Source organism: Pseudomonas sp. JBR1 (assembly GCF_028198185.1).
GTDB lineage: Bacteria > Pseudomonadota > Gammaproteobacteria > Pseudomonadales > Pseudomonadaceae > Chryseomonas > Chryseomonas oryzihabitans_E.
Window position 1 is genome coordinate 3590663 of record NZ_CP116340.1, and the last position, 24662, is coordinate 3615324.

At 67.3% G+C, this 24662-nt stretch carries 27 protein-coding genes; 15 read left to right on the forward strand and 12 right to left on the reverse strand.

What is annotated here, in order from left to right:
• The first annotated feature begins 33 nt into the window (after positions 1-33).
• From PJ259_RS16615 to PJ259_RS16625, 3 genes are all read left to right on the forward strand, one after another.
• The gene (locus PJ259_RS16615) at positions 34-450 is read left to right on the forward strand and encodes a MarR family winged helix-turn-helix transcriptional regulator (RefSeq protein WP_271653536.1); all 417 of its coding nucleotides are present in this window, start codon (positions 34-36) and stop codon (positions 448-450) included.
• Positions 451-515: 65 nt separating this feature from the next.
• Complete coding sequence (locus PJ259_RS16620) at positions 516-749, forward strand: hypothetical protein (RefSeq protein ID WP_271653537.1); 234 nt, start codon at positions 516-518, stop codon at positions 747-749.
• Between the two features lie 162 nt (positions 750-911).
• Positions 912-1184, forward strand: a complete 273-nt coding sequence (locus PJ259_RS16625) for a cupin (RefSeq protein ID WP_271653538.1) — start codon at positions 912-914, stop codon at positions 1182-1184.
• Between the two features lie 9 nt (positions 1185-1193).
• Here PJ259_RS16625 and PJ259_RS16630 read toward each other — a convergent pair whose 3' ends face one another.
• Both PJ259_RS16630 and PJ259_RS16635 read right to left on the reverse strand, forming a co-directional pair.
• A complete protein-coding gene (locus PJ259_RS16630; protein WP_257721105.1) occupies positions 1194-1322 on the reverse strand; it encodes a hypothetical protein in 129 nt (42 codons plus the stop codon).
• 115 nt (positions 1323-1437) lie between these two features.
• Positions 1438-1866, reverse strand: coding sequence for an OsmC family protein (locus PJ259_RS16635; protein ID WP_017641568.1), 429 nt, complete (start codon positions 1864-1866; stop codon positions 1438-1440).
• A gap of 119 nt (positions 1867-1985) precedes the next feature.
• Here PJ259_RS16635 and PJ259_RS16640 point away from each other — a divergent pair, with 119 nt between their 5' ends.
• Positions 1986-2966 (forward strand): aldo/keto reductase, encoded by a 981-nt coding sequence (locus PJ259_RS16640; protein ID WP_271653539.1) that lies wholly within the window; start codon positions 1986-1988, stop codon positions 2964-2966.
• A gap of 197 nt (positions 2967-3163) precedes the next feature.
• Here PJ259_RS16640 and PJ259_RS16645 read toward each other — a convergent pair whose 3' ends face one another.
• Complete coding sequence (locus PJ259_RS16645) at positions 3164-3766, reverse strand: NAD(P)H-dependent oxidoreductase (protein ID WP_271653540.1); 603 nt, start codon at positions 3764-3766, stop codon at positions 3164-3166.
• A gap of 109 nt (positions 3767-3875) precedes the next feature.
• On the opposite strand from PJ259_RS16645, the gene PJ259_RS16650 reads away from it, so the two are divergent.
• A complete protein-coding gene (locus tag PJ259_RS16650; protein ID WP_271653541.1) occupies positions 3876-4784 on the forward strand; it encodes a LysR substrate-binding domain-containing protein in 909 nt (302 codons plus the stop codon).
• On the opposite strand, the gene PJ259_RS16655 is transcribed toward PJ259_RS16650, so the two are convergent.
• From PJ259_RS16655 to PJ259_RS16665, 3 genes are all read right to left on the reverse strand, one after another.
• A complete protein-coding gene (locus PJ259_RS16655) occupies positions 4781-5365 on the reverse strand; it encodes a LysE family translocator (protein WP_271653542.1) in 585 nt (194 codons plus the stop codon). The two genes, PJ259_RS16650 and PJ259_RS16655, sit on opposite strands and share 4 nt — an antisense overlap.
• A gap of 45 nt (positions 5366-5410) precedes the next feature.
• Positions 5411-6250, reverse strand: coding sequence for an AraC family transcriptional regulator (locus PJ259_RS16660; protein WP_271653543.1), 840 nt, complete (start codon positions 6248-6250; stop codon positions 5411-5413).
• A gap of 74 nt (positions 6251-6324) precedes the next feature.
• Positions 6325-7221 (reverse strand): LysR family transcriptional regulator, encoded by an 897-nt coding sequence (locus PJ259_RS16665; protein WP_271653544.1) that lies wholly within the window; start codon positions 7219-7221, stop codon positions 6325-6327.
• Positions 7222-7326: 105 nt separating this feature from the next.
• Between PJ259_RS16665 and PJ259_RS16670 the strand changes: the two genes are divergently transcribed.
• From PJ259_RS16670 to PJ259_RS16680, 3 genes are all read left to right on the forward strand, one after another.
• Positions 7327-8412, forward strand: coding sequence for a tartrate dehydrogenase (locus PJ259_RS16670; RefSeq protein WP_059313090.1), 1086 nt, complete (start codon positions 7327-7329; stop codon positions 8410-8412).
• A gap of 1 nt (position 8413) precedes the next feature.
• Entirely contained in the window at positions 8414-9292 is an 879-nt protein-coding gene (locus PJ259_RS16675) for an alpha/beta fold hydrolase (RefSeq protein WP_271653545.1), read from the forward strand.
• A 104-nt stretch (positions 9293-9396) separates the two neighbouring features.
• Positions 9397-10188 (forward strand): phosphatase PAP2 family protein, encoded by a 792-nt coding sequence (locus PJ259_RS16680; protein WP_271653546.1) that lies wholly within the window; start codon positions 9397-9399, stop codon positions 10186-10188.
• Positions 10189-10194: 6 nt separating this feature from the next.
• On the opposite strand, the gene PJ259_RS16685 is transcribed toward PJ259_RS16680, so the two are convergent.
• From PJ259_RS16685 to choX, 6 genes are all read right to left on the reverse strand, one after another.
• A complete protein-coding gene (locus tag PJ259_RS16685) occupies positions 10195-10446 on the reverse strand; it encodes a hypothetical protein (protein WP_059313093.1) in 252 nt (83 codons plus the stop codon).
• 266 nt (positions 10447-10712) lie between these two features.
• Positions 10713-11675 carry an alpha/beta hydrolase gene (locus PJ259_RS16690; protein ID WP_271653547.1) on the reverse strand — a complete coding sequence of 321 codons (963 nt, stop codon included), beginning with the start codon at positions 11673-11675 and terminating at the stop codon, positions 10713-10715.
• A gap of 23 nt (positions 11676-11698) precedes the next feature.
• Positions 11699-12169, reverse strand: coding sequence for a thioesterase family protein (locus PJ259_RS16695; RefSeq protein ID WP_017641582.1), 471 nt, complete (start codon positions 12167-12169; stop codon positions 11699-11701).
• A gap of 8 nt (positions 12170-12177) precedes the next feature.
• Positions 12178-13122, reverse strand: a complete 945-nt coding sequence (locus PJ259_RS16700; protein ID WP_271653548.1) for an L-carnitine dehydrogenase — start codon at positions 13120-13122, stop codon at positions 12178-12180.
• On the reverse strand, positions 13119-14006 hold the full coding sequence (locus tag PJ259_RS16705; RefSeq protein ID WP_271653549.1) for a 3-keto-5-aminohexanoate cleavage protein: 888 nt from the start codon (positions 14004-14006) through the stop codon (positions 13119-13121). Before PJ259_RS16705 ends, PJ259_RS16700 begins: the two co-directional genes overlap by 4 nt.
• 19 nt (positions 14007-14025) lie before the next feature.
• On the reverse strand, positions 14026-14958 hold the full coding sequence (choX, locus tag PJ259_RS16710) for a choline ABC transporter substrate-binding protein (protein WP_271653550.1): 933 nt from the start codon (positions 14956-14958) through the stop codon (positions 14026-14028).
• A gap of 155 nt (positions 14959-15113) precedes the next feature.
• On the opposite strand from choX, the gene PJ259_RS16715 reads away from it, so the two are divergent.
• From PJ259_RS16715 to etfB, 7 genes are all read left to right on the forward strand, one after another.
• Positions 15114-16097, forward strand: a complete 984-nt coding sequence (locus tag PJ259_RS16715) for a GlxA family transcriptional regulator (protein ID WP_271653551.1) — start codon at positions 15114-15116, stop codon at positions 16095-16097.
• Positions 16098-16228: 131 nt separating this feature from the next.
• A complete protein-coding gene (locus tag PJ259_RS16720; protein ID WP_059313099.1) occupies positions 16229-17206 on the forward strand; it encodes a dipeptidase in 978 nt (325 codons plus the stop codon).
• Positions 17207-17294: 88 nt separating this feature from the next.
• Entirely contained in the window at positions 17295-17825 is a 531-nt protein-coding gene (locus PJ259_RS16725) for a DUF5943 domain-containing protein (protein ID WP_160922196.1), read from the forward strand.
• A 105-nt stretch (positions 17826-17930) separates the two neighbouring features.
• Entirely contained in the window at positions 17931-19991 is a 2061-nt protein-coding gene (gene dgcA, locus PJ259_RS16730; RefSeq protein WP_271653552.1) for a dimethylglycine demethylation protein DgcA, read from the forward strand.
• A 165-nt stretch (positions 19992-20156) separates the two neighbouring features.
• Complete coding sequence (dgcB, locus tag PJ259_RS16735) at positions 20157-22148, forward strand: dimethylglycine demethylation protein DgcB (RefSeq protein ID WP_271653553.1); 1992 nt, start codon at positions 20157-20159, stop codon at positions 22146-22148.
• 175 nt (positions 22149-22323) lie between these two features.
• Positions 22324-23559 carry an electron transfer flavoprotein subunit alpha gene (etfA, locus tag PJ259_RS16740; RefSeq protein WP_271653554.1) on the forward strand — a complete coding sequence of 412 codons (1236 nt, stop codon included), beginning with the start codon at positions 22324-22326 and terminating at the stop codon, positions 23557-23559.
• The gene (etfB, locus tag PJ259_RS16745; protein ID WP_442964858.1) at positions 23549-24349 is read left to right on the forward strand and encodes an electron transfer flavoprotein subunit beta; all 801 of its coding nucleotides are present in this window, start codon (positions 23549-23551) and stop codon (positions 24347-24349) included. Before etfA ends, etfB begins: the two co-directional genes overlap by 11 nt.
• The last annotated feature ends 313 nt before the right edge of the window (positions 24350-24662 follow it).

Consider the following 24662-nt stretch of genomic DNA (forward strand, 5'->3'; position numbering starts at 1 on the left):
GGTTCCTCACTATATTCGAGGTAAGAATCGTTCATGTCAACCGCCGCCGCCATCGCCGAAGCCTTGCTGGATCTGAAACGGCAGATGCGCCAACAACTGGATGAGACGCTCAAGGCGTCCGGTCTTTCCTTCGCCCGCTACAAGGTGCTGATGGTGCTGGAGCGGCTGGGCCCCTGTCGTCCGGGCGAGGTCGCCGAACAGCTGCGCCACGCGCCGCGTACCCTGACCGATGCCTTCGACGCCCTGGAGCGCGACGGCCTGGTGCGCCGCGAACCCCATCCCCAGGACAGGCGCGCCTTGCTGGTCCACCTGACCGAGCAGGGTCGTCAGGCGCTGGCTCATGCCCAGGTGCCCCGTACCCAGGCGCTGGAAGCGGTCTTTGCACCACTGGACGCAGCGGAGCAGGCGCAACTGCTGGGCTATCTGGAGCGAGTCCGCAGCCGTAGTTGAGCAGCGGGAGAACTCCGTGCGGGTTGGCACGCTCGAAAGAGTGAGCCTACCGAGGAGAGCCTTTCATGAGCGACCAGCGTTCCGATGCCCATCTGGGCAAGACCCCGCCAAACGAACCCGCGCTCGATGAGGCGGGACGTCCGGTGGATGTGGTGAAAAAGGATATGGAGCAGTCGGAAGCGACGCCGACCGATGGCATCGACAAGGTCATCACGCCTACCGATATCAAGACCAAGGAGCAGGAAGCCGAAGCGCTCAAGCGCAAGACCGCCGAGGTCGAACGCAAGCTGGACCGTTGATGCTCCACGTGAAACCTCGGGTTCCCGAGGTTTCACCTTCCTTTCGTTACCTTGATGGCCATAGCCGGAGTGATGCCGCGCTATAGAAGCGTTGTACTAACTGCTTGGCGGGCGCGTCGCTAGTCTTGGCACCTTCTATTCCCTTGTCGCAAAGGAGCCTCCATGGACCAGGCCGCTTTCGCCATCCAACTTGCCAAGGAAGGGTTTCAGCCGCCGGTACTGGTCATGCGCGAAGCCCATGGCACTCTGGACGCCCATGCTCATCCTTTCGACGCCAAGGCGCTGGTCATCGAAGGCGAATTGCGTATTCGGACGGCGGCCGGCGAACGTCATTATGGCGTGGGCGAGATCTTCCAGCTGGCCGCCCATGAGCCCCACTCGGAAGTCTTCGGTGCCCAGGGTGTACGCTATCTGGCGGGGCGACGACCGGTCTAGCGGCCTGGGTTAGCCTTCGCTGTCGTTCTTCTCGATGTCCTTGCGCTGGCGATTGAGGATCACGCAGCCGTAGACCCCACCACCCAGCAGCAACAGGGCGAGGATGGAAAAGATGGCCATGAAAATGGAGTCGTTCATCGAAATCTCCGAAAGCAGGGTCGGAGCAGTCTAGCGACTCGAAGGCGTTCTTGCGAATCGGCTCTAGGACGTGGTATTGCCGGTGCCAGGGCAGCACCGGCAAGAACCTGAAGCCTTAGCCTTCGAGCGTGGCGTTCAGGTTGATCTTGGCACCCTTGAGCACCTTGGACACCGGGCAGCCTTCCTTCGCCTGGTTGGCGATGGTGGTGAACTGCTCCTGGGTGGCACCGGGGATCTTGGCCTTCATGGTCAGATCGATGGTGGTGATCTCGAAGCCATCACCGACCTTGTCCAGGGTGACATCGGCCTTGGTCTCGATCCGCTCGGGAGTCAGACCGTTCTGGCCCAGCAGCATGGAGAAGGCCATGGAGAAGCAGCCGGCATGGGCCGCGCCGATCAATTCTTCGGGGTTGGTGCCGGGCGTGCCTTCGAAACGGGTGTTGAAGCCGTAGGCATTGTCCTTGAGCGCGCCGCTCTCGGTGGAGATATGACCTTTGCCATCCTTCAAACCGCCTTGCCAGACCGCGGAAGCATATTTCTTCATGGAGCGTCTCCGGTTGTTGGTACGAATCCATCTAGAACAACTCGGCAGCCGGTAAGTTCGTTGCAGTCGATGCGGGCGTTTCGCGGTCAACCTCTTTCGACCATCCCTGGAGGCCCCCCATGAACTATCGCACTCTCGGCCGTACCGGTCTGAAAATCTCGCCCCTTTGCCTGGGCTGCATGACCTATGGCGTGCCCGAGCGGGGCAATCATCCCTGGACCCTGCCGGAAGACCAGAGCCAGCCGCTGCTGAAGAAGGCGCTGGATCTGGGCATCAACTTCTTCGATACCGCCAACAGTTACTCGGACGGCACCAGCGAAGAGATCGTCGGCCGCTTCATCAAGGCCAACGCCGTGCGCGAGGAGATCGTGCTGGCGACCAAGGTGTACTTCCCGCTGCGGGATAGGCCCAACGTCGGCGGCCTGTCGCGCAAGGCCATCTTCGCCGCCATCGACGCCAGTCTGCAGCGCCTGGGCACCGACTACGTCGATCTCTACCAGATCCATCGCTGGGACTATCACACGCCCATCGAGGAGACCCTGGAAGCCCTGCACGACGTGGTCAAGGCCGGCAAGGCGCTGCACATCGGCGCCAGCAGCATGTACGCCTGGCAATTCGCCAAGGCACTGCACACCGCCGAACGCCATGGCTGGACGAAATTCGCCACCATGCAGAATCACCTCAACCTGCTCAATCGCGAGGAGGAACGGGAGATGCTGCCGCTGTGCCGCGATGCCGGCATTGGCGTGATCCCCTGGAGTCCGCTGGCCCGTGGCCGCCTGACCCGCGACTGGGACGCCAGCACGGCGCGCACCGAAAGCGATGCCTTCGGCAAGACGCTCTATACCGCCAGCGAGGAATCCGACCGGCAGATCGTGGCCGCCGTGGCCCGCATCGCCGAGGCCCGCGGCGTACCGCGCGCCCAGGTGGCGCTGGCCTGGCTGCTGCAGAAGCCGGGCATCGACGCACCCATCGTCGGAGCGTCAAAGCCGCAGCATCTGGAAGACGCAGTGGCGGCGCTGGAGCTGCACCTGAGCGACGAAGAGATCTCCGCCCTGGAAGCGCCCTATGTCCCGCATCCGGTGGTGGGTTTTAGCTGAGGAGCCGTGTTGCCCTCACCCCGGCCCTCTCCCGAGGGGAGAGGGGGAAGAGCGGGATGGAGTGCTGGCTGAGGTCCAATCCCCCGGACCCTGCGCATCCCCTTTCACCCCTCACTCCTGGGGCTAGGACCAAGTGCGAGGACTGTTCTGCTCCCCTCTCCCTCAGGGAGAGGGGCCGGGGGTGAGGGCATCTGGACTCAGGCGTACTGATCGGCGATCTGCCGTTCGGCACTGGCCAGGGCCGCGCTCTTGGCTTCGTCGCCATAGGCCAGGCCTTCGGCGCGAACGATCTGGATGTCGGTGATGCCCAGGAAGCCCAGCAGCAATTTCAGATAGTCCTCATGGGCGATGCCAGTGGGCTTACCGGCATGGATGCCGCCCGCCGTAGCGACGATGATCGCCTTCTTGTCGCCACACAGGCCTTCCGGACCGGCTTCGCTGTAGCGGAAGGTGGTGCCGGCCACGGTGATGCGGTCGATCCAGGCCTTGAGCTGGGTCGGAATGGTGAAGTTGTACATGGGGGCACCCAGCACCAGCATGTCGGCGGCGAGGAATTCCTGCAGGGCGCGGGCATTGCGCTCGGCTTCGTCACGCTGTTCGGCGGTGCGCTGCTCGGCCGGGGTGGTGCCAGCGGCCAGACTGGCACCGGAGAAGTGCCCCAGGGAGTCGTGGGCGAGGTCATGGTAGGTGACCTCCAGACCCGGCGTGGCGGCCTTGAGGGCGGCGACGACCTTGGCGCTCAGGGCGCGGGAAGCGGAGTGATCGCCGAGGATGCTGGAGTCGATGTGCAGGAGTTTCATGGCGGTGGTCCTGTAGGGTCTTAAGAGATGAGCCCAGACTACCGATAAGACGATCAGTTGATTAGTCGCCTAAAATGCGATGCTTCGTCCCATGGATAGGACAATCCCCATGCAAGACCTCAATGACCTCGCCTATTTCGCCAAGGTGGTGGAAGCCGGTGGCTTCGCCGCGGCCGGCCGCCTGCTGGGCATTCCCAAGTCGCGGCTGTCGCGGCGCATTGCCGAACTGGAGACGCGTCTGGGTGCACGCCTGTTGCAGCGCACCACCCGCACCCTGACCCTCACCACCCTGGGTGAGCGCTATCTGGTGCATTGCCAGGCATTGCTGCGCGAAGCGGAAAGCGCCGCCGAGACCGCCGCCAGCCTGTCCAGCGAGCCGCGGGGGCCGCTGCGGGTATCCTGCCCGGTGGCCCTGGCCCAGCAGTATCTTCCCGAGGTGGTGACGCGGTTTCTTACCCGCTATCCCCAGGTGCAGCTGGACATGCTGCTGGTCAACCGGCGGGTGGACATCATCAACGAAGGGGTGGACGTCGCCATGCGCGTGCGGGACGTCGACGACGAAGAACCAGGCCTGGTCGTGCGGCGGCTGCGCCAGGCTTCCGTGGTGCTGGTGGCGGCTCCCGAACTGCTCGCCGGGCGACGGCTGGATACACCGGAGGCCTTGCTGGGCCTGCCCTTGCTGGGCGCGCTGGAGGTGGATCGCAAGGTACACCTGCGTCTCGCAGGACCTCAGGGCGAACGTCGCGAACTGATTTTGGAAGCACGCCTGGGCATCGATGACTTCGGCGTACGCAAGGCCGCCGCCATGGCGGGTCTCGGCTATACCCTCCTGCCACTGATCTATTGTCAGGCCGAGCTGGCCGAGGGCCGCCTGCAACGCCTGCTGCCGGACTGGTCGATCCCCGGTGGCCATCTCCAGGCCGCCTATGCGCACCGCCGTGGCCAACTGCCGGCGGTGCGCGCCTGGCTGGAGCATCTGGAAGAGAACTTCCGCGATCAGGGCAGTGCGCCGGTCTAGACCACCGTCGCCCAGGCCGAGACGAGCAACAGCGCCGCCATCCCCAGGTTGAAACCACGCCAGGCGCGCTGCGATCTCAGGCTGCGCGCCGCGACCCGGCCGAGCAGCGCCCAGAGGCCCAGACAGGGTACGGACACCAGCAGGAACACCAGGGCCAGGACCAGCACCTGCCGCCAGAGGTCGGCGCCGGGCTCGGCATAGACCGTGACCACCGCCAGCGCCATGCTCCAGCTCTTGGGGTTGAGCACCTGCAGGCCGGCGATGCCGCCGAAGCCCAGGCGGGCGCTGTCATTCGTGACCGCGGGCGCGCCGGCTCGGGCCAGTCGCCAGGCCAGCCAGCTCAGCCAGAGCACGCCGGCCCAGGCCAGGCCGCGTTGCCAGTCGGGATGTCGGGCCAGGGTCTGGCCAAGACCGAAACCCACCACCAGGACCAGGGCCACCGCGCCCAGGCTGCCGCCCAGCACCAGCGGCAGACTGGCCCGGGCGCCGTGGCGGGCGCTGTGGCCGAGGATGAGCACATTGGTCGGTCCGGGGGTAATGGAAGCGACCAGGGCGAACAGCAGGAAGGGCAGCAGGGACATGGGAGACTCCTGGTTGGAGGGAGCCCCAGGGTCGCAAGCCTGCCGCTAGCGGTCTGGAAGATTCGAGCAGCGCGCGCGATAGGCCGCCGGGGTCAGGCCATAGGCGCGGCGAAACCAGCGGCCCAGATGACTCTGGTCGGCGAAGCCCAGGGCGGCGGCGGTCTCTGCCGGCGACAGGCCGTCGGCCAACAGGCGGCGTGCCCGCGACAATCGCAGCTGCACCAGATAGGCGTGGGGTGCCAGACCAAAGGCCGCCTTGAAGGCGCGGGTCAGGCGGAATCTGTCCACGCCACAGGCCTGGGCCAGTTCTTCCAGGCCGAGGTCTTCCTGATGATGGGCATGCAGGAAGTCCCGGGCGCGCAGAGCGACCTGGGGCAGGCGCGGATCGCCCGCCTGGGGCGCCCGCCATTGCAGTTGCGGCAAGAGGCGCAGCAACAGGGCGTCCAGGGCGCTCTGGCGGACGATGCGCAGCTCTGGCCGACTCAAGACGTCATGGGCCCAGGCCACCGCGCGGTGCAGTTCGGCCTGGTCCACCAGGGTACGGGCGAAGCCCGGTTCGCCCAGCGGCCGGGCCTCACCGTGCAGGCCTTGCAGCTCGCGCGCCAGCCACTGGGGATCGAGGTAGAGCATGGAATAGGTGAAGCCCTCTGCTTCCGGCGCCTGGCCGTCGTGCAACTCGCCAGGCTCCAGCAGAAAGACCTGCCCCGGGGTGCTCAGGTGGCGCTGGCCACGGCAGTGGAATTGCTGCAGGCCCTGCTCGGTGTAGCCCACCAGATAGGCGTCGTGCCAGTGTGGGTCATAGGCATGGCCCTCGAAATGGGCGCGCAGGGTCTCGATGCCGGTGTCGGCGTCCTGTTGCAGCTGGATCCAGTGATCGTCGGCCATGGCGAGAAAAGGGGATCTGCGGGCTTTCCAGTCTAGCTACGGACCCGGCGCCGGTCTGGAAGATTCGTGCAACTTCAGCGACCCAGACGTGCGGGTAGCTCCCGTGCCAGATGGCGGATCAGCTCGGAGAGGCGGCGCGGCACATGGCGCTGTTGGCGGTGGACCGCATAGATGGCCGCCGCTGGCGCCTCGTGATCGGTCAACAGCGGCACCAGGGCGCCGCTGGCGAGCAGCTCGGCCACGTCCCATTCCGATCTCAGGATCAGCCCATGGCCCTCCAGCGCCAGGCGCACCACCACCTCGCCATCGTTGCTGCTGAGGCTGCCGCGCACCTTCTGGGCGAAGTGCTGGCCGGCCTTGGTGAAGCGCCAGACGGCGTAGTCGCCCGCGTCCTGGCGCAAGACCAGGCAATTGTGCCGCGCCAGGTCCGCCACGCTTTCCGGCACGCCGGCCCGGGCCAGGTAGGCGGGGGCGGCGCAGAGCAGGCGGCGGTTATCCAGCAGGCGATGGGCGATGACCCGGGCGTCGGGTGGCTCGCCGACACGGATATCCAGGTCGAAGGGCCCTTCCAGCAGGTTCACCGGATGGCTGGAGAGATGCAGGTTGAGCTCCAGCCCGGGATGGCGGCGGGCGAAGTCCGACAGCAGCGGTGCCAGGTGGCGGCGGCCGAAGCCGAAGGTGGCATTGAGATTGAGCACCCCGCTCAGGGGCGCGTCGGGCCGGCCGACTGCGGCCTCCAGATCTTCCAGCTGGGTCAGCAGCGGACGGGCGCCTTCCAGGTAGCGCAGGCCCTCCGGCGTCAGGTCCAGCCGCCGGGTAGTCCGGCGGATCAGTTGCACACCCAGGCGGCGCTCCAGCGCAGTGAGTCGTTTGCTGACCGCCGCCAGGGACAGGCCCAGCTCCCGGGCAGCGGCGGTCAGGCTGGGGTGGCCAGCCAGGCGGACAAAGAAGGCGAGGTCGTCAGCGGACAAGATTCTTGATCCCAGGTTAAGAATGGCTTTCCCTGAGACGGGATTGTACGCCTCCGGCGCGAGACTACACTGGGTCCATCCCACCCAGACTGCCGGAGAAAAGCCATGCAAGCGTCCAAGCCCTACAAGATCGCGGTCATCGCCGGTGACGGCATCGGCAAGGAAGTCATGCCTGAAGGCATCCGCGTGCTGGACGCCGCTGCCCAGCGCTTCGGCATCGCCTTGCAGTGGGATCACTTCGACTTCGCCAGCGCCGAGTACTACCAGGCCCACGGCAAGATGCTGCCAGATGACTGGTTCGAGACGCTCAAGGACTACGATGCACTCTACTTCGGCGCCGTCGGTTGGCCGGACGTGGTGCCCGACCACATCTCCCTCTGGGGCTCGCTGCTGCAGTTCCGCCGCCGCTTCGACCAGTACGTCAACCTGCGCCCCTGCCGCCTGATGCCTGGCGTCAAGGCGCCCCTGGCCAATCGTCAGCCGGGCGACATCGACTTCTATGTGGTGCGCGAGAACACCGAGGGCGAGTACTCCAGCGTCGGCGGCATCATGTTCGAAGGCACCGAGCGCGAGGTGGTGATCCAGGAAACGGTCATGACCCGCCATGGCACCGACCGCATCCTCAAGTTCGCCTTCGACCTGGCCCAGCAACGGCCGCGCAAGAAACTGACCTCGGCCACCAAGTCCAATGGCATCGCCATCACCATGCCCTGGTGGGACAAGCGCGTGGAAGAGATGGGCAAGGCCTATCCGGACGTGGCGGTGGACAAGTTCCACATCGACATCCTCACCGCCAACTTCGTCCTGCACCCGGACTGGTTCGACGTGGTAGTCGCCAGCAACCTGTTCGGCGACATCCTCTCCGACCTGGGCCCGGCCTGCACCGGCACCATTGGCATCGCCCCCTCGGCCAACATCAATCCGGAACGTAATTTCCCCAGCCTGTTCGAGCCGGTGCACGGCTCGGCGCCGGACATCGCCGGCCGGGGCATCGCCAATCCCATCGGCCAGATCTGGTGTGGCGCCATGATGCTCGAACACCTGGGCCATGCCGACGCCGGCGCGGCGGTGGTCGCGGCCATCGAAGCGGTACTGCGCCAGGGGCCCGAGCAGGCGCCCCTGACCCGCGATCTTGGCGGCCAGGGCACCACCGAGAGCCTGGGGCAGGCCATCGCCGCGGCCCTGGCCTGAGATGGACGGCCTCTTTCCGGGATTCGAGCAGCGGCGGCTGGACGTCGATGGCGTCGAGCTCAATTGCCGCGTCGGCGGCCAGGGCCCGGCGCTGCTCCTGCTCCACGGCCATCCCCAGACCCATGTGATGTGGCATAAGGTGGCGCCGCGGCTGGCCGAGCGTTTCACCCTGGTGGTCGCCGATCTGCGCGGCTATGGCGACAGCGCCAAGCCCGACGCGGGCACGGAGGCCTACAGCAAGCGCACCCTGGCGAGGGACAACGTCGAGCTGATGCGCCTGCTGGGCCACCAGCGCTTCGCCGTGCTGGCCCACGACCGTGGCGCCCGCGTCGCCCATCGCCTGGCGCTGGATCACCCGGAGTCGGTGGAGCGGCTCATGCTGCTGGACATCGCCCCGACCCTGGCCATGTATCGGCAAACCGACGAGGCCTTCGCCCGCGCCTATTGGCACTGGTTCTTCCTGATTCGTCCGGCGCCATTGCCGGAGCGGCTGATCGAAGCCGATCCGGAAGGCTATCTCAAGGGCGTGATGGGTACGCGCAGCGCGGGTCTGGCGCCCTTTCCACCCGAGGTGCTGGCCGAATACCTGCGCTGCCTGAGCTTACCTGGCACAGCTCGCGGCATTTGCGAGGATTACCGCGCCAGCGCCGGTATCGACCTGGCGCACGACCAGGCCGATCTGGACGCCGGTCGTCGACTGGAGCTGCCGCTGCGGGTGCTCTGGGGCGCCGAAGGCACTGTCGGGCGTTGCTTCGATCCGTTGGCCGAATGGCGTCCGGTGGCCACTCAGGTCAGTGGTCGCGCCCTGCCAGGCGGTCATTACCTGGCGGAAGAAGTGCCGGACCTGGTGCTGGAAGAGGCCCTGTCCTTTCTGGGTTGAATCGGCTGCCGCAAAGGAGTGTTGCGTCTTCTGTCGGTAACAAAGTGTGACGCCATCGAGGTGGAATCGGTCTATTCGTGAAATTTTCGTGAAAAGAGACCTCGATGAACGCTCCACTCTTCACCGCCACCTGGCAGTGGCGCCGACTGGCGCTCTCCCAGGGACTCGCCCTGGGCCTGCTCGTGCTCTGGCTCATTCCCGCCGTTCGGATCCAGTTGCTGGCGTTCGATGCCGGGCTGTTCCATGCCCTCAACGCGCCCCTGGCTCACTCCACCGCCTGGCTCTATCTCTGGACCTTCTTCAGCCTGCGACCGGTGGATGCCTTGGTCGGGCTGGTGCTGCTGGCCTTGCTGGTTCGCGGCGGCTGGGCCTATCCGGCCCATCAGGTACGACCGGCGCTGGCGACCTTCATCGGCCTGCTGGTGATCCTGCTGATCGTGCGAACCCTGCTGACCAAGGGCATCGAAGCCTGGGGCTTGCAGCATTCCAGCCCGTCCGACGTGCTCTCGGGCGCCTATCTGCTCAGCGATCGCTTTCCCGGGCTGGAGCATGGTTGGGAATTGAAGGACAGGTCCGGCGCCAGCTTTCCTGGCGACCATGCCTCGGTGCTGCTGCTCTGGGCGCTGTTCATGGCGCACTTCACCCGCGGCGGACGCCGCCTGGTGGTGGCCGCGCTGGCGGTGCTGTTCATGCTGCCGCGCCTGGTGGCCGGCGCCCACTGGGGTTCGGATGACTACATCGGCGGCCTGGCGCTGGCCCTGGGCGTCATCAGTCTGGGCCTGCATACCCCGCTTGCAGCGGGACTTGCCCACAGGGGTGAACGTCTGCTGACGCCACCCCTGCGTGGCCTGGGACGGCTACCGGTGCTGGGCCGCCTGAGTCTGCTGCGACCCTAGCATCCGCTAGGCGCGCGTCGGGGCCAGGGCCGGCAGCAATTGCTGGTCGATGGCCTGGCGCACCGCCGGCAGCAGCGCCGCGCTGCCGGACAGCAATTCCTGGATCAGCTGGCGCAGGGCCTGGGCACGCTCCTGGTTGAGCCCGGTCACGGCCTGGCGACAGGCTTCGTCCGCCGATGCCGCGGGCGTCACGTTGAAACCCAGCGCACGCAGGCGGTCGCGGAAGTCGTCCTGGTCGATCAAGTCGGCGATCATCATGGCACTGCCCTCTCAGGTGGAATGCCTGGATTCTCCCATTGGCGTCGCAGACGGCAAGCCGGGCTGGCGTCGCCGCATAGCCCGATGTCGTTTTTGGAAAGCGCCTCGCCGGCCAGCCAGGCAATGTAGGTTTATTACGACGCCCTGCCTGGACAATCTGCCGCAGGGTCAAAACCGACGTTCGCCGTTAGAATGCGCCGTATCCACGATATTTTGCGGTTGTTCGCTTCCAGAGCGAGCAATCCACGGTTACACACTGAGGCCCATCAGGGCGTTTGAACCTCTTCCGTCTCCAGCGGTTGAGGTTTTTTTTTGTCTTTTGATAGGTTGGCCGCGGGTACCAAGCCCAGTTCGCCGCCGAGAAAGCGCTCCAGGGCACAGCGCAGGGCTTCGGCGCGCCGGCCCTGGGCGCGCAGTGCACCGTGCAGCAGGCCGGCGCCCTCCCACAGCCGACAGGAGTTACCCGCCGCGCGCAGGGCGGCAGCATAGGCGCGGCCGTGGTCAGCCAGAGGATCGCGCCGCGCCACGGCGACCAGGGCGGGTGCCAGCCCGCTGAAAGCGTCAGCCTGCAGCGGCAAGGCGAGGGGATCCCGGCGATCTTCCGGGCGGGGCAGATAGGCATCCAGACAAGCCCGCCAGTCGGTCGCGCTCAGCAGCGGTGCCAGGGCCTGCCGGCGCTCGCTGGACAGCACCCGATCCGTTAGCGCGGGATAGATCAGTACCTGGGCCCGCGGCTGGGCGCGACACTGTTGGCGCAGCGCCAGGCACAGGGCCGCGGCGAGATTGCCGCCGGCACTGTCACCGGCCACCGCCAGCCGGCGCTCGTCCAACCCCAGTGCCTGAGCCTCACGTTGCAGCCAGTCCCAGGCCCGCTGGGCATCGTCCAGGGCCGCAGGATAGGGATGCTCCGGCGCCAGGCGATAGTCCACCAGCAGCACCGCCAGCCCCAGTCGCCGCGCCAGCCGTGCCGCGAGAAAGCCGTGGGAATCCAGGTCGCCGAGCATCCAGCCGCCGCCGTGCAGATAGAGCAGGGCGGGGCGGTTGGCGCGGGCGTTCAGTGGCGCCACCAGCCGCAGCGGTACCCCAGCGGCACGGTGATCGCTGATCGCCAGCCCCTGGTAGTCCGCTGGCGCCAGGGCCGCGCAGAGCCGGGCATAGGCCTGGCGCTGGGCAGTGATGTCCGGATCCTGGGTGGCGAAGGCCTGGCTGGCCGCGACGAAGGCGGCCATGTCCGTGGATAGCGGCGGTGTTCTCATCGCCGGGACGGGGGCAGGCCGATGACCCGCCCGACGTGCTCCGGCCAGGGCTCGTCCCGCTGCGCCGCCAGCCGGGTCGCCAGCCAGTCGTGCATCCGCGGCGCGAAGGGCGCGGAGCGGGGACCGTCCAGGTGGACGTGCAGGAGCAGCTGCTCGGAGGCGGCCAGCAGCTCGGCCTGGCCCTGGTGATGGAGGCCGAAGTGCAGGTGCAGGCGCTTGGCGTCCAGGGCCAGGAACCTCACCCGCACCTCCAATTGGGCGTCCGCCTTCACCTCGTGGAGGAAGTTCAGGTGGCATTCCAGCGTGAACAGCGAGTGTCCGCTGGCCGCGCGACCGGCGGCGTCCAGGCCCATGGCGTCCATCAGGGCGTCGGTGGCATGGCTGAAGATCAGCAGGTAGTAGGCGTCGCGCAGGTGGCCATTGTAGTCGACCCACTCGGAGGCGACCGAAGTACGGTGGATGATCATGACCGCTCCTAATCCAAGATGCCGTGGCGCGCCTTGCACCCGGCGATGGCCGCCTGCACCGCCAGCAGGCAGTCGTCGCGATAGCGCTCCAGCGCCGCCAGTTCCAGGTCGCCCTGCTGGGCCTGGGTACCCTCGACCACGGCGTCGATCAGGCCGTCGGTCAGCTCCGGGGCTTCCAGGTAGGTCCAGGGCAGCTTCAGCGCCGGGCCGAATTGCTGCATGAAGTGGCGCATGCCCGCCGGGCCGCCGGCCAGGGTGTAGGTAAGAAAGGTGCCCATGAACGACCAGCGCAGGCCGGCGCCGTAGCGGATGGCGTCGTCGATCTCGCCGGTGGTGGCGACCCCGTCGTTGACCAGGTGCAGGGCCTCGCGCCACAGGGCTTCGAGCAGGCGGTCGGCAATGAAGCCGGGCACCTCCTTGCGCACCCGCAGCGGCCGCATGCCCAGCTCGCGATAGAAGGCCTCGGCGCGCGCCAGGTTGGCCGTCGAGGTCTGGCTGCCGCCCACCACCTCCACCAGCGGCAGCAGATAGACCGGATTGAACGGGTGGCCCACCAGGCAGCGCTCGGGGTGCAGGGCTTCGGCATAGAAATCGCTGGGCAGCAGCCCCGAGGTGCTGGAGCAGATCAGGGCGTCGGGTCGCGCCGCACGGCTGACCCGGGCATGCAGTTCGCGCTTGAGCTCCAGGCGTTCGGGGGCGCTTTCCTGGATGACGTCGGCGCTGGCGACCGCGGCGTCCAGATCGGTATGGAATGTCAGGCGGTCCAGGCTGGCACCGGGCGCCAGGCCCTGGGCCTCCAGCGCCGGCCAGGCATTGGCCAGGCGGGTGCGCAGGGCGGCTTCGGCGCCGGGTGCCGGATCCCAGGCGCGCACGTCCAGGCCGTGGGCCAGGGCCCGGGCGATCCAGCCGGCGCCGATCACGCCGGTTCCAAGGGCGGCGAAGACGGCGCTCATCGCGCACCTCCCAGCTGCATCTTCGTCCGGCCCTCGGCGGGGCTCAGGGCGCGTCCGCCCAGGCGTTCGATGATCTGGATGACCCGCTCCACCAGGCTGCCGTTGGTGGCGTGGACGCCCCGGTCCAGCCAGAGATTGTCTTCCAGGCCGACGCGCACGTTGCCGCCCAACAGCATGGCCTGGGCGGCCATGGGCATCTGCATCCGGCCGATGCCGAAGCCGGCCCAGCAGGCGCCCGCCGGCAGGTTATCGACCATGGCCTTCATGGTGGTGGTGTCGGCCGGGGCGCCCCAGGGAATGCCCAGGCACAGCTGGAACAGCGGATCCTTCAGCAGGCCTTCCTTGAGCAGCTGCTTGGCGAACCAGAGGTGGCCGGTGTCGAAGATCTCCAGTTCCGCCTTCACTCCCAGTTCGGTGATGCGCCTGGCCCCCGCGCGCAGCTGCGCGGGGGTGGAGACATAGATGAAGTCGCCGTCGCCGAAGTTGAGGGTGCCGCAATCCAGGGTGCAGATGTCCGGGCGCAACTCTTCGATGTGCAGCAGGCGGGTGAGGGGGCCGACCAGATCCGAGCCGGGGCCGAAGTCGGTGGGCGTCTCGCCCGGGCCGATCTCCAGGTCACCGCCCATGCCGGCGGTAAGGTTGACGATGATGTCGACGTCCGCCTCGCGGATGCGCTCGACCACCTCGCGATAGAGGGCCACGTCGCGGCTGGGCTTGCCGGTGGCGGGGTCGCGCACATGGGCGTGCACCACGGTGGCGCCGGCGCGGGCGGCCTCCAGGGCGGCTGCGGCGATCTCTGCCGGGGTGACGGGAACATGGGGATTGCGGCCTACGGTATCACCGGCGCCGGTCAGGGCGCAGGTGACGATGACATCGGTGTTCATGGGGTCTGTCCTTGGGCGATCAGAGCTTGATGGCGGCGGGCTGGCCAGCGCGGGTGGTCACGCCCTGGAGGAAGGCGTCGAGGCGTTGCGGATGGTCCTTGAGCCAGGTACGTGCGGCGTCCTTGGGGGCGGTGCGCTCCAGGATGGGGGCCATCACGGCGCTGACCTCGGCGCTGTCCATATGCAGGTTGGCGAGCAGGCGCTGGACATTGGGGCAACGCTGCGGATAGTCGGCGGTGGTCACCACCGAAACCGTGGCCTGGCCTTCGTTGGGGCCGAAGACGTCCTCGCTGCCGGTCAGGTAGCGCATCTTGATCTGCAGATTCATGGGGTGCGGCTTCCAGCCGAAGAACACGATCCACTCCTTGCGCTTCTCGGCCCGGCGCACGGCGGTGAGCATGCCCGCCTCGCTGGATTCCACCAGCTGGAAGTCCTTGAGGCCGAAGCGGTCGGTCTTGATCATCTCGGCGGTGCCGCGATTGGCGCCGCTACCCGGCTCGATGCCATAGATCTTGCCGCCGAGCTTGTCCTTGAAGCGGGCGATGTCGGCAAAGGTCTTCAGGCCGGCCTGGTAGACGTACTCGGGTACCGCGAAGGTGGACTGGGCATCGGCCAGCAGCGGCGGGGCCAGCACCTTGACCTGGCCCTTGTCGACAAAGGGCTGCACCACCGGCTGCATGGTGGGCTGCCAGTAGCCGAGGAAGACATCCAGGTTCTTGTCACCCATGGCCGCCATGATGATCTGTTGCGAGGCGGTGGTCGGCTTGATCCCGTAGCCGAGGCCTTCGAGCATGACCTCGGCCAGGGCGCTGGTGGCGACCACGTCGGTCCAGCCGACGACGCCCAGGCGCACGGTCTGGCAGCTGTCGGGATCGGCGGCGCGGGCGCTGCCTAGGGTGGCGGCGAGGAGGCCGCAGGCGAGGAGGGTGGCACTAAAGGTCTTGTTAGGCATGGCGAACTCCCTGGGTCGGCGGGCCGAGGATGACTGCCGGTGCCTTCTACCCTAGGCGCCTTGCCCGACCGGCATGCGCAGCCCGACGACCGGAATTTGCACCCTGGCGACCTTCTTGCTTGCCAAAGCGGATCGTTACCGAGGACGCCCCACCCATGCCGCAGTCCTTTGCCTTTCTCCTGCTGCCCGGCTTTTCCGCCCTGGGCTTCATCGCCACCCTGGAACCCCTGCGGGTGGCCAATCGCTTCCGTCCGGGCAGCTATGACTGGCGCATCCTCGGACGTGACGGGGCAGCGGTGACGGCCAGCAACGGCATGTCGGTCAATGTCGATGGCGGCCTGGACGCGCTGGCGCCGGGCACCACCCTGTTCGTGGTGGCCGGTTTCGAGCCCCTGGCCCACTACGACGATGGCCTCGCCGTCTGGCTACGCCAGGTCTCCCGCCACGGCCATCCCCTGGGCGGCATCGACACCGGCGCCCTGGTGCTGGCCCGCGCCGGGCTGCTGGACGGTCACCGGGTCACCCTGCACTGGGAGGCGGTGCCGGCCTTTCGCGAAGCCTGGCCGCAACTGGCGGTGACCGGCGAATTGTTCGAGATCGACCGCGGCCGCATCACCTGCGCCGGCGGCACGGCCAGTCTCGATCTGCTGCTGGAGCTGATCGGCCGCAGCCACGGCAGCGAACTGGCGGTGCAGGTCTCCGAGCAATTCGTGCTGGGCCGCATCCGCCCGCCGCGGGAGCACCAGCGGCTCCAGGTGGCCCAGCGCTATGGCATCGCCAATCGCAAGCTGATCCGCGTGGTGGAGCGCATGGAGCGCCATACCGAGACGCCCCTGGGTACCCTGGAGCTGGCCGCCGGTATCCAGGTGACCCGCCGCCAGCTGGAGCGGCTGTTCCGGCTCTATCTGCAGACGACGCCCTCCACCTTCTATCTGCAGCTGCGTCTGGACCGGGCGCGCCAGCTCCTGCAGCAGGGCGAGGCCAGCGTGCTGGACGTGGCTCTGGCCTGCGGCTTCGAGTCCGCCTCCTATTTCTCCCGCTGCTACCGGCAGCGCTTCGGCCTGAGTCCGCGGGAGGATCGCCCCCGCCGCGAGGGCCGGCTGTCGGCGGACGAGCTCGCCACGGTCGCTGACCGCTAGCGCGCGCCCAGGCCTGACGCTTCTGGTGATACCCCTGTCGTTTTTGCATCCGGTCGGCCGGAACCCCGGGGCTATGCTGGCCTCGAATCGCCGGCACCCGTTCCGGCGCGAGACCTACGCCGGAGCCCGTCATGAATGCCACCGAACTCCACGCCGACAGCATCGTCATCGACGGGCTGATCATCGCCAAGTGGAACCGCGAACTCTTCGAAGACATGCGCAAGGGTGGCCTGACCGCCGCCAACTGCACCGTCTCGGTATGGGAGGGCTTCCAGGCGACGGTCAACAACATCGCCGCCAGCCAGAAGCTGATCCGTGAGTGCAGCGACCTGGTGGTCCAGGTGCGCACCACCGCCGAGATCCGCCAGGCCAAGGCCCAGGGCAAGACCGGCATCCTGTTCGGCTTCCAGAATGCCCATGCCTTCGAAGACCAGATCGGCTACGTCGAGATCTTCAAGCAGCTCGGCGTGGGCATCGTGCAGATGTGCTACAACACCCAGAACCTGGTGGGCACCGGCTGCTACGAGCGTGACGGCGGCCTGTCCGGCTTCGGCCGCGAGATCGTCGCCGAGATGAACCGCGTCGGCATCATGTGCGACCTCTCCCACGTCGGCTCCAAGACCAGCGAGGAAGTCATCCTCGAATCCAAGAAGCCGGTCTGCTACTCCCACTGCCTGCCCTCCGGCCTCAAGGAGCATCCGCGCAACAAGTCGGACGAAGAGCTCAAGTTCATCGCCGATCACGGCGGCTTCGTCGGCGTGACCATGTTCGCTCCCTTCCTGGCCAAGGGCATCGACTCGACCATCGACGACTACGCCGAAGCCATCGAGTACGTGATGAACCTGGTCGGCGAGGACTCCATCGGCATCGGCACCGACTTCACCCAGGGCCACGGCCATGACTTCTTCGAGTGGCTGACCCACGACAAGGGTTACGCCCGCCGCCTGACCAACTTCGGCAAGATCGTGAACCCGCTGGGCATCCGCACCGTGGGCGAATTCCCCAACCTGACCGAGACCCTGCTCAAGCGCGGCATGCCCGAGCGCACCGTGCGCAAGGTCATGGGCGAGAACTGGATGCGCATCCTCGGCGACGTCTGGGGCGAATGATCCCGACGAACCCTTTCCACCCCTTTGTGATCGTCGGGCTTCGCTAGCGCTCAACCCGACCTACGACCCTCTGTTCTGGAGTATCCGCATGGCCAGCCACGCCCCCGAAATGCCCATCCAGGTCGACGACGAAACCGGCGTCTGGACCACCGACGCCCTGCCGATGCTGTACGTACCCCGGCACTTCTTCGTCAACAATCACATGGGCATCGAAGAAGTCCTGGGCGCCGACAAGTACGCCGAGATCCTCTACAAGGCCGGCTACAAGTCGGCCTGGCACTGGTGCGAAAAGGAAGCCGAATGCCATGGCATCAACGGCGCCGCGGTATTCGAGCACTACATGAAGCGCCTGTCGCAGCGCGGCTGGGGCCTGTTCGAGACCCAGAAGCTCGACCTGGACACCGGCTACGCCGAGGTCAAGCTCAAGCACTCCGCCTTCGTCTACGTCTACGGCAAGGTCAATCGCAAGGTGGACTACATGTTCACCGGCTGGTTCTCCGGCGCCATCGACCAGATCCTGGCCGCCAAGGGCAGTGCCATCCGCACCGTCACCGTCCAGGAATACAGCGGCTCCGAAGAAGGTCACGACGACGGCCTGTTCGTCACCCGGCCGAAATAACGTCCCGCCCCCGGGTGGCCAGCGACCCGCTCGCCGCCGCCCCAGCGACACCCAAGAGCAAGAGCGCGGCTCAAGACCGCGCACCAGCCGATCGAGGAGAAGGTCATGGCCTTCGAAGCAATGTTCCAGCCGATCCAGATCGGCAAGCTCACCATCCGCAACCGCGTGCTGTCCACGGCTCACGCCGAGGTCTACGCCACCGACGGCGGCATGACCACCGACAGATACGTCAAGTATTACGAAGAAAAGGCCAAGGGCGGCATCGGCCTGGCCATCTGCGGGGGTTCCTCGGTGGTCGCCATCGACAGCCCGCAGCACTGGTGGAGTTCGGTCAACCTCTCCACCGACCGCATCATTCCGCACTTCCAGAATCTCGCCGACGCCATGCACAAGCACGGCGCCAAGATCATGATCCAGATCACCCACATGGGCCGGCGCTCGCGCTGGGATGGCGGCCACTGGCCGACCCTGATGTCGCCGTCGGGCATCCGCGAGCCCGTGCACCGGGCCACCTGCAAGACCATCGAGCCGGAAGAGATCTGGCGGGTGATCGGCAACTTCGCCCAGGCCGCGCGCCGGGCCAAGGCTGGCGGCCTGGACGGCGTCGAGCTGTCCGCCGTGCACCAGCACATGATCGACCAGTTCTGGTCGCCGCGCGTCAACAAGCGCACCGACGAGTGGGGCGGCAGCTTTGAGAACCGCATGAGATTCGGCCTGGAGGTGCTCAAGGCCGTACGCGCCGAGGTCGGTGACGACTTCTGCGTCGGCATGCGCATCACCGGGGATGAATTCCACCCGGACGGCCTGTCCCACGACGACATGAAGCAGATCGCCAAGTACTACAGCGACACCGGCATGCTCGACTTCATCGGCGTGGTCGGCTCGGGTTGCGACACCCACAACACCCTGGCCAACGTCATCCCCAACATGACCTATCCGCCGGAGCCCTTCCTGCACCTGGCCGCGGGCATCAAGGAAGTGGTCGATGTCCCGGTGCTGCACGCCCAGAACATCAAGGACCCCAACCAGGCCACCCGCATCCTGGAATGCGGCTATGTCGACATGGTCGGCATGACCCGTGCGCACATGGCCGACCCGCACCTGATCACCAAGATCAAGATGGGCCAGATCGACCAGATCCGTCAGTGCGTCGGCGCCAACTACTGCATCGACCGCCAGTACAACGGCCTGGACGTGCTGTGCATCCAGAACGCCGCCACCAGCCGCGAATACATGGGCCTGCCGCACATCATCGAGAAGTCCACCGGACCCAAGCGCAAGGTGGTCGTCGTCGGCGGTGGTCCCGCCGGCATGGAGGCCGCCCGCGTCTCGGCCGAGCGCGGCCATGACGTCACCCTGTTCGAGAAGCAGGAGCAACTGGGTGGCCAGATCACCCTGGCCTCCCGCGCCCCGCAGCGCGACCAGATCGCCGGCATCACTCGCTGGTACCAGCTGGAGCTGACGCGCCTGGGCATCGACCTGCGCCTGGGCACCGCTGCCGATCCGGCGACCATCCTCGACCTGCGACCGGACATCGTCATCCTGGCCAACGGCGGTCACCCCTTCCTGGAGCAGGTCGATCACTGGCATGCCGCCGAGGGCCTGGTCGTCAGCAGCTGGGACATCCTCTCGGGCAAGGTCGAGCCGGGCAAGAACGTGCTGGTGTACGACACCATCTGCGAATTCACCGGCATGTCCGTGGCCGACTACCTGGCCGACAAGGGCGCCCAGGTGGAAATCGTCACCGATGACATCAAGCCGGGCGTGGCCATCGGCGGGACCACCTTCCCGACCTACTACCGCAGCCTCTATCCCAAGGAAGTGATCATGACCGGCGACCTGATGCTGGAAAAGGTCTACGCCGAGGGCGACAAGAAGATCGCGGTACTGGAGAACGAATACACCGGCGCCCGTGAGGAGCGCGTGGTCGACCAGGTCGTCATCGAGAACGGCGTACGGCCGGACGAGGGGCTCTACTACGCCCTCAAGGAAGACTCGCGCAACAAGGGCCAGATGGACATCGAGGCGCTGTTCGCCATCGAGCCGCAGCCTGCGCTCGGCGAGACCGGCAACGGCTACCTGCTCTACCGGATCGGTGACTGCGTGGCCCAGCGCAACACCCACGCCGCCATCTACGACGCCCTGCGCCTGTGCAAGGACTTCTAAGACGGCCTAATCGCTGCTCGGAAATTCGCGGCCATGGGCCGCTCCTACAGGCTCCGAACGTCCCTCGTAGGAGCGGCCCATGGCCGCGATAGCTCACCTTCTGCGGCCCCCGGCGCTTCGCTACCTCGGCCGCGCCTGCGGGGCCCGCCCTGTGAGGATAGATCGATGTTGAACACCATCCTCCCCATCCTGCTCTTCGCCGCCCTGGCCCTCACCGTGATCGGCGCCGTGCGGCGTTTCAGTCTCTGGCGACAAGGGCGTCCGGCCGAGGTCGACTGGCTCGGCGGGCTGTTGAAGATGCCGCGGCGCTACCTGGTGGATCTGCACCACGTGGTCGACCGCGACAAGTACATCTCCAAGACCCACGTGGCCACTGCTGGCGGCTTCGTCCTGGCGGCCCTGCTGGCCATCCTGGTGCACGGCTTCGGCCTGCACAGCCGCATCCTCGGCTGGGCACTGCTGGCGGCCACCGCCTGCATGTTCACCGGCGCCCTGTTCGTCGCCAAGCGCCGTCGCGATCCGCCGGCGCGGCTGTCCAAGGGCCCCTGGATGCGTCTGCCCAAGAGCCTGCTGGCCTTTGCCGCAAGCTTCTTCATCGCCACCCTGCCGGTCGCCGGTATCCTGCCGGAAGGCTTTGGCGGCTGGATTCTGGCCGCGGTCCTGGCGGTCGGTGTGGCCTGGGGCGTATCCGAGATGTTCCTCGGCATGACCTGGGGTGGCCCCATCAAGCACGCCTTCGCCGGTGCCCTGCACCTGGCCTGGCACCGTCGCGCCGAGCGCTTCAGCACGCCGCACAACGCCAGCGCCGCGCGCTCCAGTGGCCTCAAGGCGCTGGACCTGCACGATCCCAAGGCGCCGCTGGGCGTGGAAAAGCCCGCTGACTTCACCTGGAACCAACTGCTCGGCTTCGACGCCTGCGTCCAGTGCGGTCGCTGCGAGGCCATGTGCCCGGCCTTCGCCGCCGGCCAGCCGCTCAACCCCAAGAAGCTGATCCAGGACATGGTGGTCGGCCTCAAGGGCGGCAGCGATGCCCATTACTTCGGCTCGCCCTATCCGGGCAAGCCGGTCGGCGAGCACGCGGGTGGTCCGCACCTGCCCATCGTCGCGCGTCAGGGCAAAGCCCTGGTGGACGCCGAGACCCTCTGGTCCTGCACCACCTGCCGTGCCTGTGTCGAGGAATGCCCGATGATGATCGAGCACGTCGATGCCATCGTCGACATGCGCCGTCACCTGACCCTGGAGCGCGGCGAGACGCCGAACAAGGGCGCCGAGGTGCTGGAAAATCTCATCGCTACCGATAACCCCGGCGGCTTCGCCCCCGGTGGTCGCCTGAACTGGGCCGCCGACCTGGACCTGCCGCTGATGAAGGACAAGGGCCAGGCCGAGGTGCTGTTCTGGGTCGGCGACGGCGCCTTCGACATGCGCAACCAGCGCACCCTGCGCGCCTTCGTCAAGGTGCTCAAGGCGGCCAAGGTGGACTTCGCCGTGCTCGGCCTGGAAGAACGCGATAGCGGCGACGTGGCCCGCCGTCTGGGTGACGAGGCCACCTTCCAGCAACTGGCCAAGCGCAACATCGAGACCCTGAGCCAGTATCGCTTCCAGACCATCGTCTCCTGCGATCCCCACAGCTTCCACATGCTCAAGAACGAATACGGCGACCTGGGTGGCCACTACCAGGTGCAGCACCACAGCACCTTCATCGAGACCCTGCTCAGCCGTGGCTCCCTGCATCTCGGGCAGCATGCCCTGGCCGAGCAGGGCGCCACCATCACCTATCACGATCCCTGCTACCTGGGCCGCTACAACGGCGAGTACGAGGCGCCGCGCGCGGTGCTCAAGGCGCTGGGCATCGCGGTTAAGGAGATGGAGCGTTCCGGCTTCCGTTCGCGCTGCTGCGGCGGTGGCGGCGGCGCGCCGATCACCGACATCCCCGGCAAGCAGCGGATTCCCGACATGCGCATGGCCGACATCCAGGAAACCGGCGCCGAGCTGGTGGCCGTGGGCTGCCCCCAGTGCACCCTGATGCTGGAAGGCGTGGTCGCCCCGCGCCCGGAGATCAAGGACATCGCCGAGCTGGTGGCCGAGGCCATCGTCGAGGCACCGGTGGACAGCAAGCCGGCCGCCGCACGGCGGCCGGTCGCGGAGGCGCTGTCGTGAGTGGGTTTGGTAGCCCCCTCACCCTAGCCCTCTCCCTGAGGGGAGAGGGGACGATCAGGTGTGCCAGACAAGTCCCGGTGTTCACCGCTTTTACCCCCTCTCCCCTCAGGGGAGAGGGCTGGGGTGAGGGGCCCACCGCGCACCTCACCTGCCATTTTCAAACGGAGCGCACAGCATGAGCATCATTCGTCGCGACCCGCGCCGCGAGTGGATCGCGCGCAACCGTCTGCATCCGCTGCACGCAAGTATCGCCAGCAGCGCCGATGCCGAAAGCCGCTGGATGGGCCCCAATGGCCTGGTCCGCAAGAATCCCCACGCCGCTGCCGCCGGCTTCGTCGGTCCCCAGGGCGTCAAGCGTATCGACCGCAGTGGCGCCCAGCAGGGCGGCGGCCGTCGTGGCGCTGCCCAGGCCGTGGAAGAACAGCTGCCCCTGCACCGGATCGCCGAGCCGGCCTTCTACATCGCCGTGGTGCCGGACCTGGTCAGCGGTCGCCTGACCGCCCACGACCGCGACCTGCTGGGCCTGGCCCGGCAGCTGGCCGGAGCCGAGGGCGCGGTGCTGGCGGTGGTCTTTGGTGAGGTCAAGGAAACCGCCTTCGACACCGCCGGGGTGGATCGCCTGCTGCATCTGGAAGGCGAGCAATTCCAGGGCTATGCCCCCGAACAGCGGGTACTCGCGCTGCGCACGGTCAACAACGAACTGCAGCCGCGCCACTGGCTGCTGCCCGACAGTCGCAGTGGTGGCGGTGAATTGGGTCGGCGCCTCGGCGCTGCCCTGCACGAACGCCCCGCCACCCGTGTCTGGCAGGTCAAGGACGGCCTGGTCACCGGCCGCGCCGGTGCCGGTCGCCAGGATCTGCAGCAGCCGCTGGCGCGCCTGGTCCTGGCCCTGCCGGAGTGCGCGGAGCCGGTCGGCGAGACCCGCCACGAAGTCCTGCCCGTGCAGCTGGAAGGCAACATCGCCCGTCACCTGTCGCGTATCGAGGATCTCGGCCCGGTGGCGGTGGATCCCATGCAGATCCCCCTGGGCGAAGCCGAATTCATCCTCTCCGGCGGCAACGGCATCCGCGATTGGGAGCTGTTCCACAGCACCGCCGCGCTGCTGGGTGCCACCGAGGGCGCCTCGCGGGTGGCGGTGGACGACGGCCATATGCCGCGCAACCGCCAGGTCGGCGCCACCGGTACCTGGGTCACCGCCCGGGTCTATCTGGCCGTGGGCATCTCCGGCGCCGTGCAGCACCTGCAGGGCATCGCCAGTTGTGACAAGGTCATCGCCATCAACACCAATCCGGGCTGCGACATGGTCAAGCGTGCCGATCTGTCGGTGATCGGCAACGGTGACGCCATCCTGGCCGCCCTGGCGCGGCTGGTCGAACAACAGCGGGCAGGGGAGTTGCAGGATGTCGCTTGAGCAGAAGCTGCCGTCGCTGGACGGCGTCAATGTCGTGGCCCTGGTCTCCGTTGGTGCCCACCCGACCTCCGGGCGGGCACGGCGGGCGGAACAGGATGCCCGCGCGGTGGAACTCGGCCTGCGCCTGGTCGGCGAGCGTCTGCGCGTGCTGCATGCCGGTAACCCCGCCGAAGAGGCCCTGCGCGGCTATCTGGGCATGGGCGTGCCGGCTCTGCACGTGCTGGAACAGCCGGCGGGCGCCGATGCCCTGCCGGCGCTCGGCGATACCCTGCGTGACGTCGGTGCCGGCCTGGTGCTGACGGGCAGCCAGGCGGAAACCGGTGAGGGCTCCGGCCTGTTGCCCTATCTGCTGGCCGAGACCCTTGGCTGGCCCCTGGTGGTCGGCCTCGCCGCGGTGGAAGCCGTGGAAGGCGGCCAGGCGACCGTGCTCCAGGCCCTGCCGCGTGGTCAGCGGCGTCGGCTGCGGGTGCGTCTGCCCTTCGTCGCCAGCGTCGACAGCGCCGCGCCCTCGCCTCGCCAGAGCGCCTTCGGCCCCGCCCGCCGTGGCGAGCTGCAGGTGGAGACCACCGAGGTGGTACAGGACAGCCTGTTCGAAAACGGCGAATTGCAACCGGCCAAGGCCCGCCCCAAGCGTCTCAAGGTGATCAAGGCCAAGACCGCCGCCGACCGCTTCAAGGCCGCCACGGCCAAGGCTTCAGGCGATGGCGGCCAGGTCCTCAAGGACCTGACCCCGGAAGCGGCAGCCGCCGCCATCTTCAAGGTATTGCGCGAGGAAGGCGTGGTGCGCTGAAGCCGTATCCCCTCTCCCTCTGGGAGAGGGCTAGGGTGAGGGCACCTTCGGCGCCCCATCCTCAGGTGGAAAAGGCGGCGCCGTTTTCCACGCTACGAGGTCGCGGTGCCAAAACCACGCTCCAAACCGCCCCCTCTCCCTCAGGGAGACGGCCGGGGTGAGGGTGTCCTTGGCACCCAATCCTCAGGTGGAAAAGGCTACGCCGTTTTCCACGCTACGAGGTCGCGGTGCCAAAGCCACGCTCCAAACCGCCCCCTCTCCCTCAGGGAGAGGGCCGGGGTGAGGGTACCCTTGGCACTCAATCCTCAGGTGG

Coding starts and splice junctions, on each gene's coding strand:
- PJ259_RS16615 (WP_271653536.1), top strand. CDS start 34: ATGTCAACCGCCGCCGCCATCGCCGAAGCCTTGCTGGATCTGAAACGG.
- PJ259_RS16620 (WP_271653537.1), top strand. CDS start 516: ATGAGCGACCAGCGTTCCGATGCCCATCTGGGCAAGACCCCGCCAAAC.
- PJ259_RS16625 (WP_271653538.1), top strand. CDS start 912: ATGGACCAGGCCGCTTTCGCCATCCAACTTGCCAAGGAAGGGTTTCAG.
- PJ259_RS16630 (WP_257721105.1), bottom strand. CDS start 1,322: ATGAACGACTCCATTTTCATGGCCATCTTTTCCATCCTCGCCCTGTTG.
- PJ259_RS16635 (WP_017641568.1), bottom strand. CDS start 1,866: ATGAAGAAATATGCTTCCGCGGTCTGGCAAGGCGGTTTGAAGGATGGC.
- PJ259_RS16640 (WP_271653539.1), top strand. CDS start 1,986: ATGAACTATCGCACTCTCGGCCGTACCGGTCTGAAAATCTCGCCCCTT.
- PJ259_RS16645 (WP_271653540.1), bottom strand. CDS start 3,766: ATGAAACTCCTGCACATCGACTCCAGCATCCTCGGCGATCACTCCGCT.
- PJ259_RS16650 (WP_271653541.1), top strand. CDS start 3,876: ATGCAAGACCTCAATGACCTCGCCTATTTCGCCAAGGTGGTGGAAGCC.
- PJ259_RS16655 (WP_271653542.1), bottom strand. CDS start 5,365: ATGTCCCTGCTGCCCTTCCTGCTGTTCGCCCTGGTCGCTTCCATTACC.
- PJ259_RS16660 (WP_271653543.1), bottom strand. CDS start 6,250: ATGGCCGACGATCACTGGATCCAGCTGCAACAGGACGCCGACACCGGC.
- PJ259_RS16670 (WP_059313090.1), top strand. CDS start 7,327: ATGCAAGCGTCCAAGCCCTACAAGATCGCGGTCATCGCCGGTGACGGC.
- PJ259_RS16675 (WP_271653545.1), top strand. CDS start 8,414: ATGGACGGCCTCTTTCCGGGATTCGAGCAGCGGCGGCTGGACGTCGAT.
- PJ259_RS16680 (WP_271653546.1), top strand. CDS start 9,397: ATGAACGCTCCACTCTTCACCGCCACCTGGCAGTGGCGCCGACTGGCG.
- PJ259_RS16685 (WP_059313093.1), bottom strand. CDS start 10,446: ATGATGATCGCCGACTTGATCGACCAGGACGACTTCCGCGACCGCCTG.
- PJ259_RS16690 (WP_271653547.1), bottom strand. CDS start 11,675: ATGGCCGCCTTCGTCGCGGCCAGCCAGGCCTTCGCCACCCAGGATCCG.
- PJ259_RS16695 (WP_017641582.1), bottom strand. CDS start 12,169: ATGATCATCCACCGTACTTCGGTCGCCTCCGAGTGGGTCGACTACAAT.
- PJ259_RS16700 (WP_271653548.1), bottom strand. CDS start 13,122: ATGAGCGCCGTCTTCGCCGCCCTTGGAACCGGCGTGATCGGCGCCGGC.
- PJ259_RS16705 (WP_271653549.1), bottom strand. CDS start 14,006: ATGAACACCGATGTCATCGTCACCTGCGCCCTGACCGGCGCCGGTGAT.
- choX (WP_271653550.1), bottom strand. CDS start 14,958: ATGCCTAACAAGACCTTTAGTGCCACCCTCCTCGCCTGCGGCCTCCTC.
- PJ259_RS16715 (WP_271653551.1), top strand. CDS start 15,114: ATGCCGCAGTCCTTTGCCTTTCTCCTGCTGCCCGGCTTTTCCGCCCTG.
- PJ259_RS16720 (WP_059313099.1), top strand. CDS start 16,229: ATGAATGCCACCGAACTCCACGCCGACAGCATCGTCATCGACGGGCTG.
- PJ259_RS16725 (WP_160922196.1), top strand. CDS start 17,295: ATGGCCAGCCACGCCCCCGAAATGCCCATCCAGGTCGACGACGAAACC.
- dgcA (WP_271653552.1), top strand. CDS start 17,931: ATGGCCTTCGAAGCAATGTTCCAGCCGATCCAGATCGGCAAGCTCACC.
- dgcB (WP_271653553.1), top strand. CDS start 20,157: ATGTTGAACACCATCCTCCCCATCCTGCTCTTCGCCGCCCTGGCCCTC.
- etfA (WP_271653554.1), top strand. CDS start 22,324: ATGAGCATCATTCGTCGCGACCCGCGCCGCGAGTGGATCGCGCGCAAC.
- etfB (WP_442964858.1), top strand. CDS start 23,549: ATGTCGCTTGAGCAGAAGCTGCCGTCGCTGGACGGCGTCAATGTCGTG.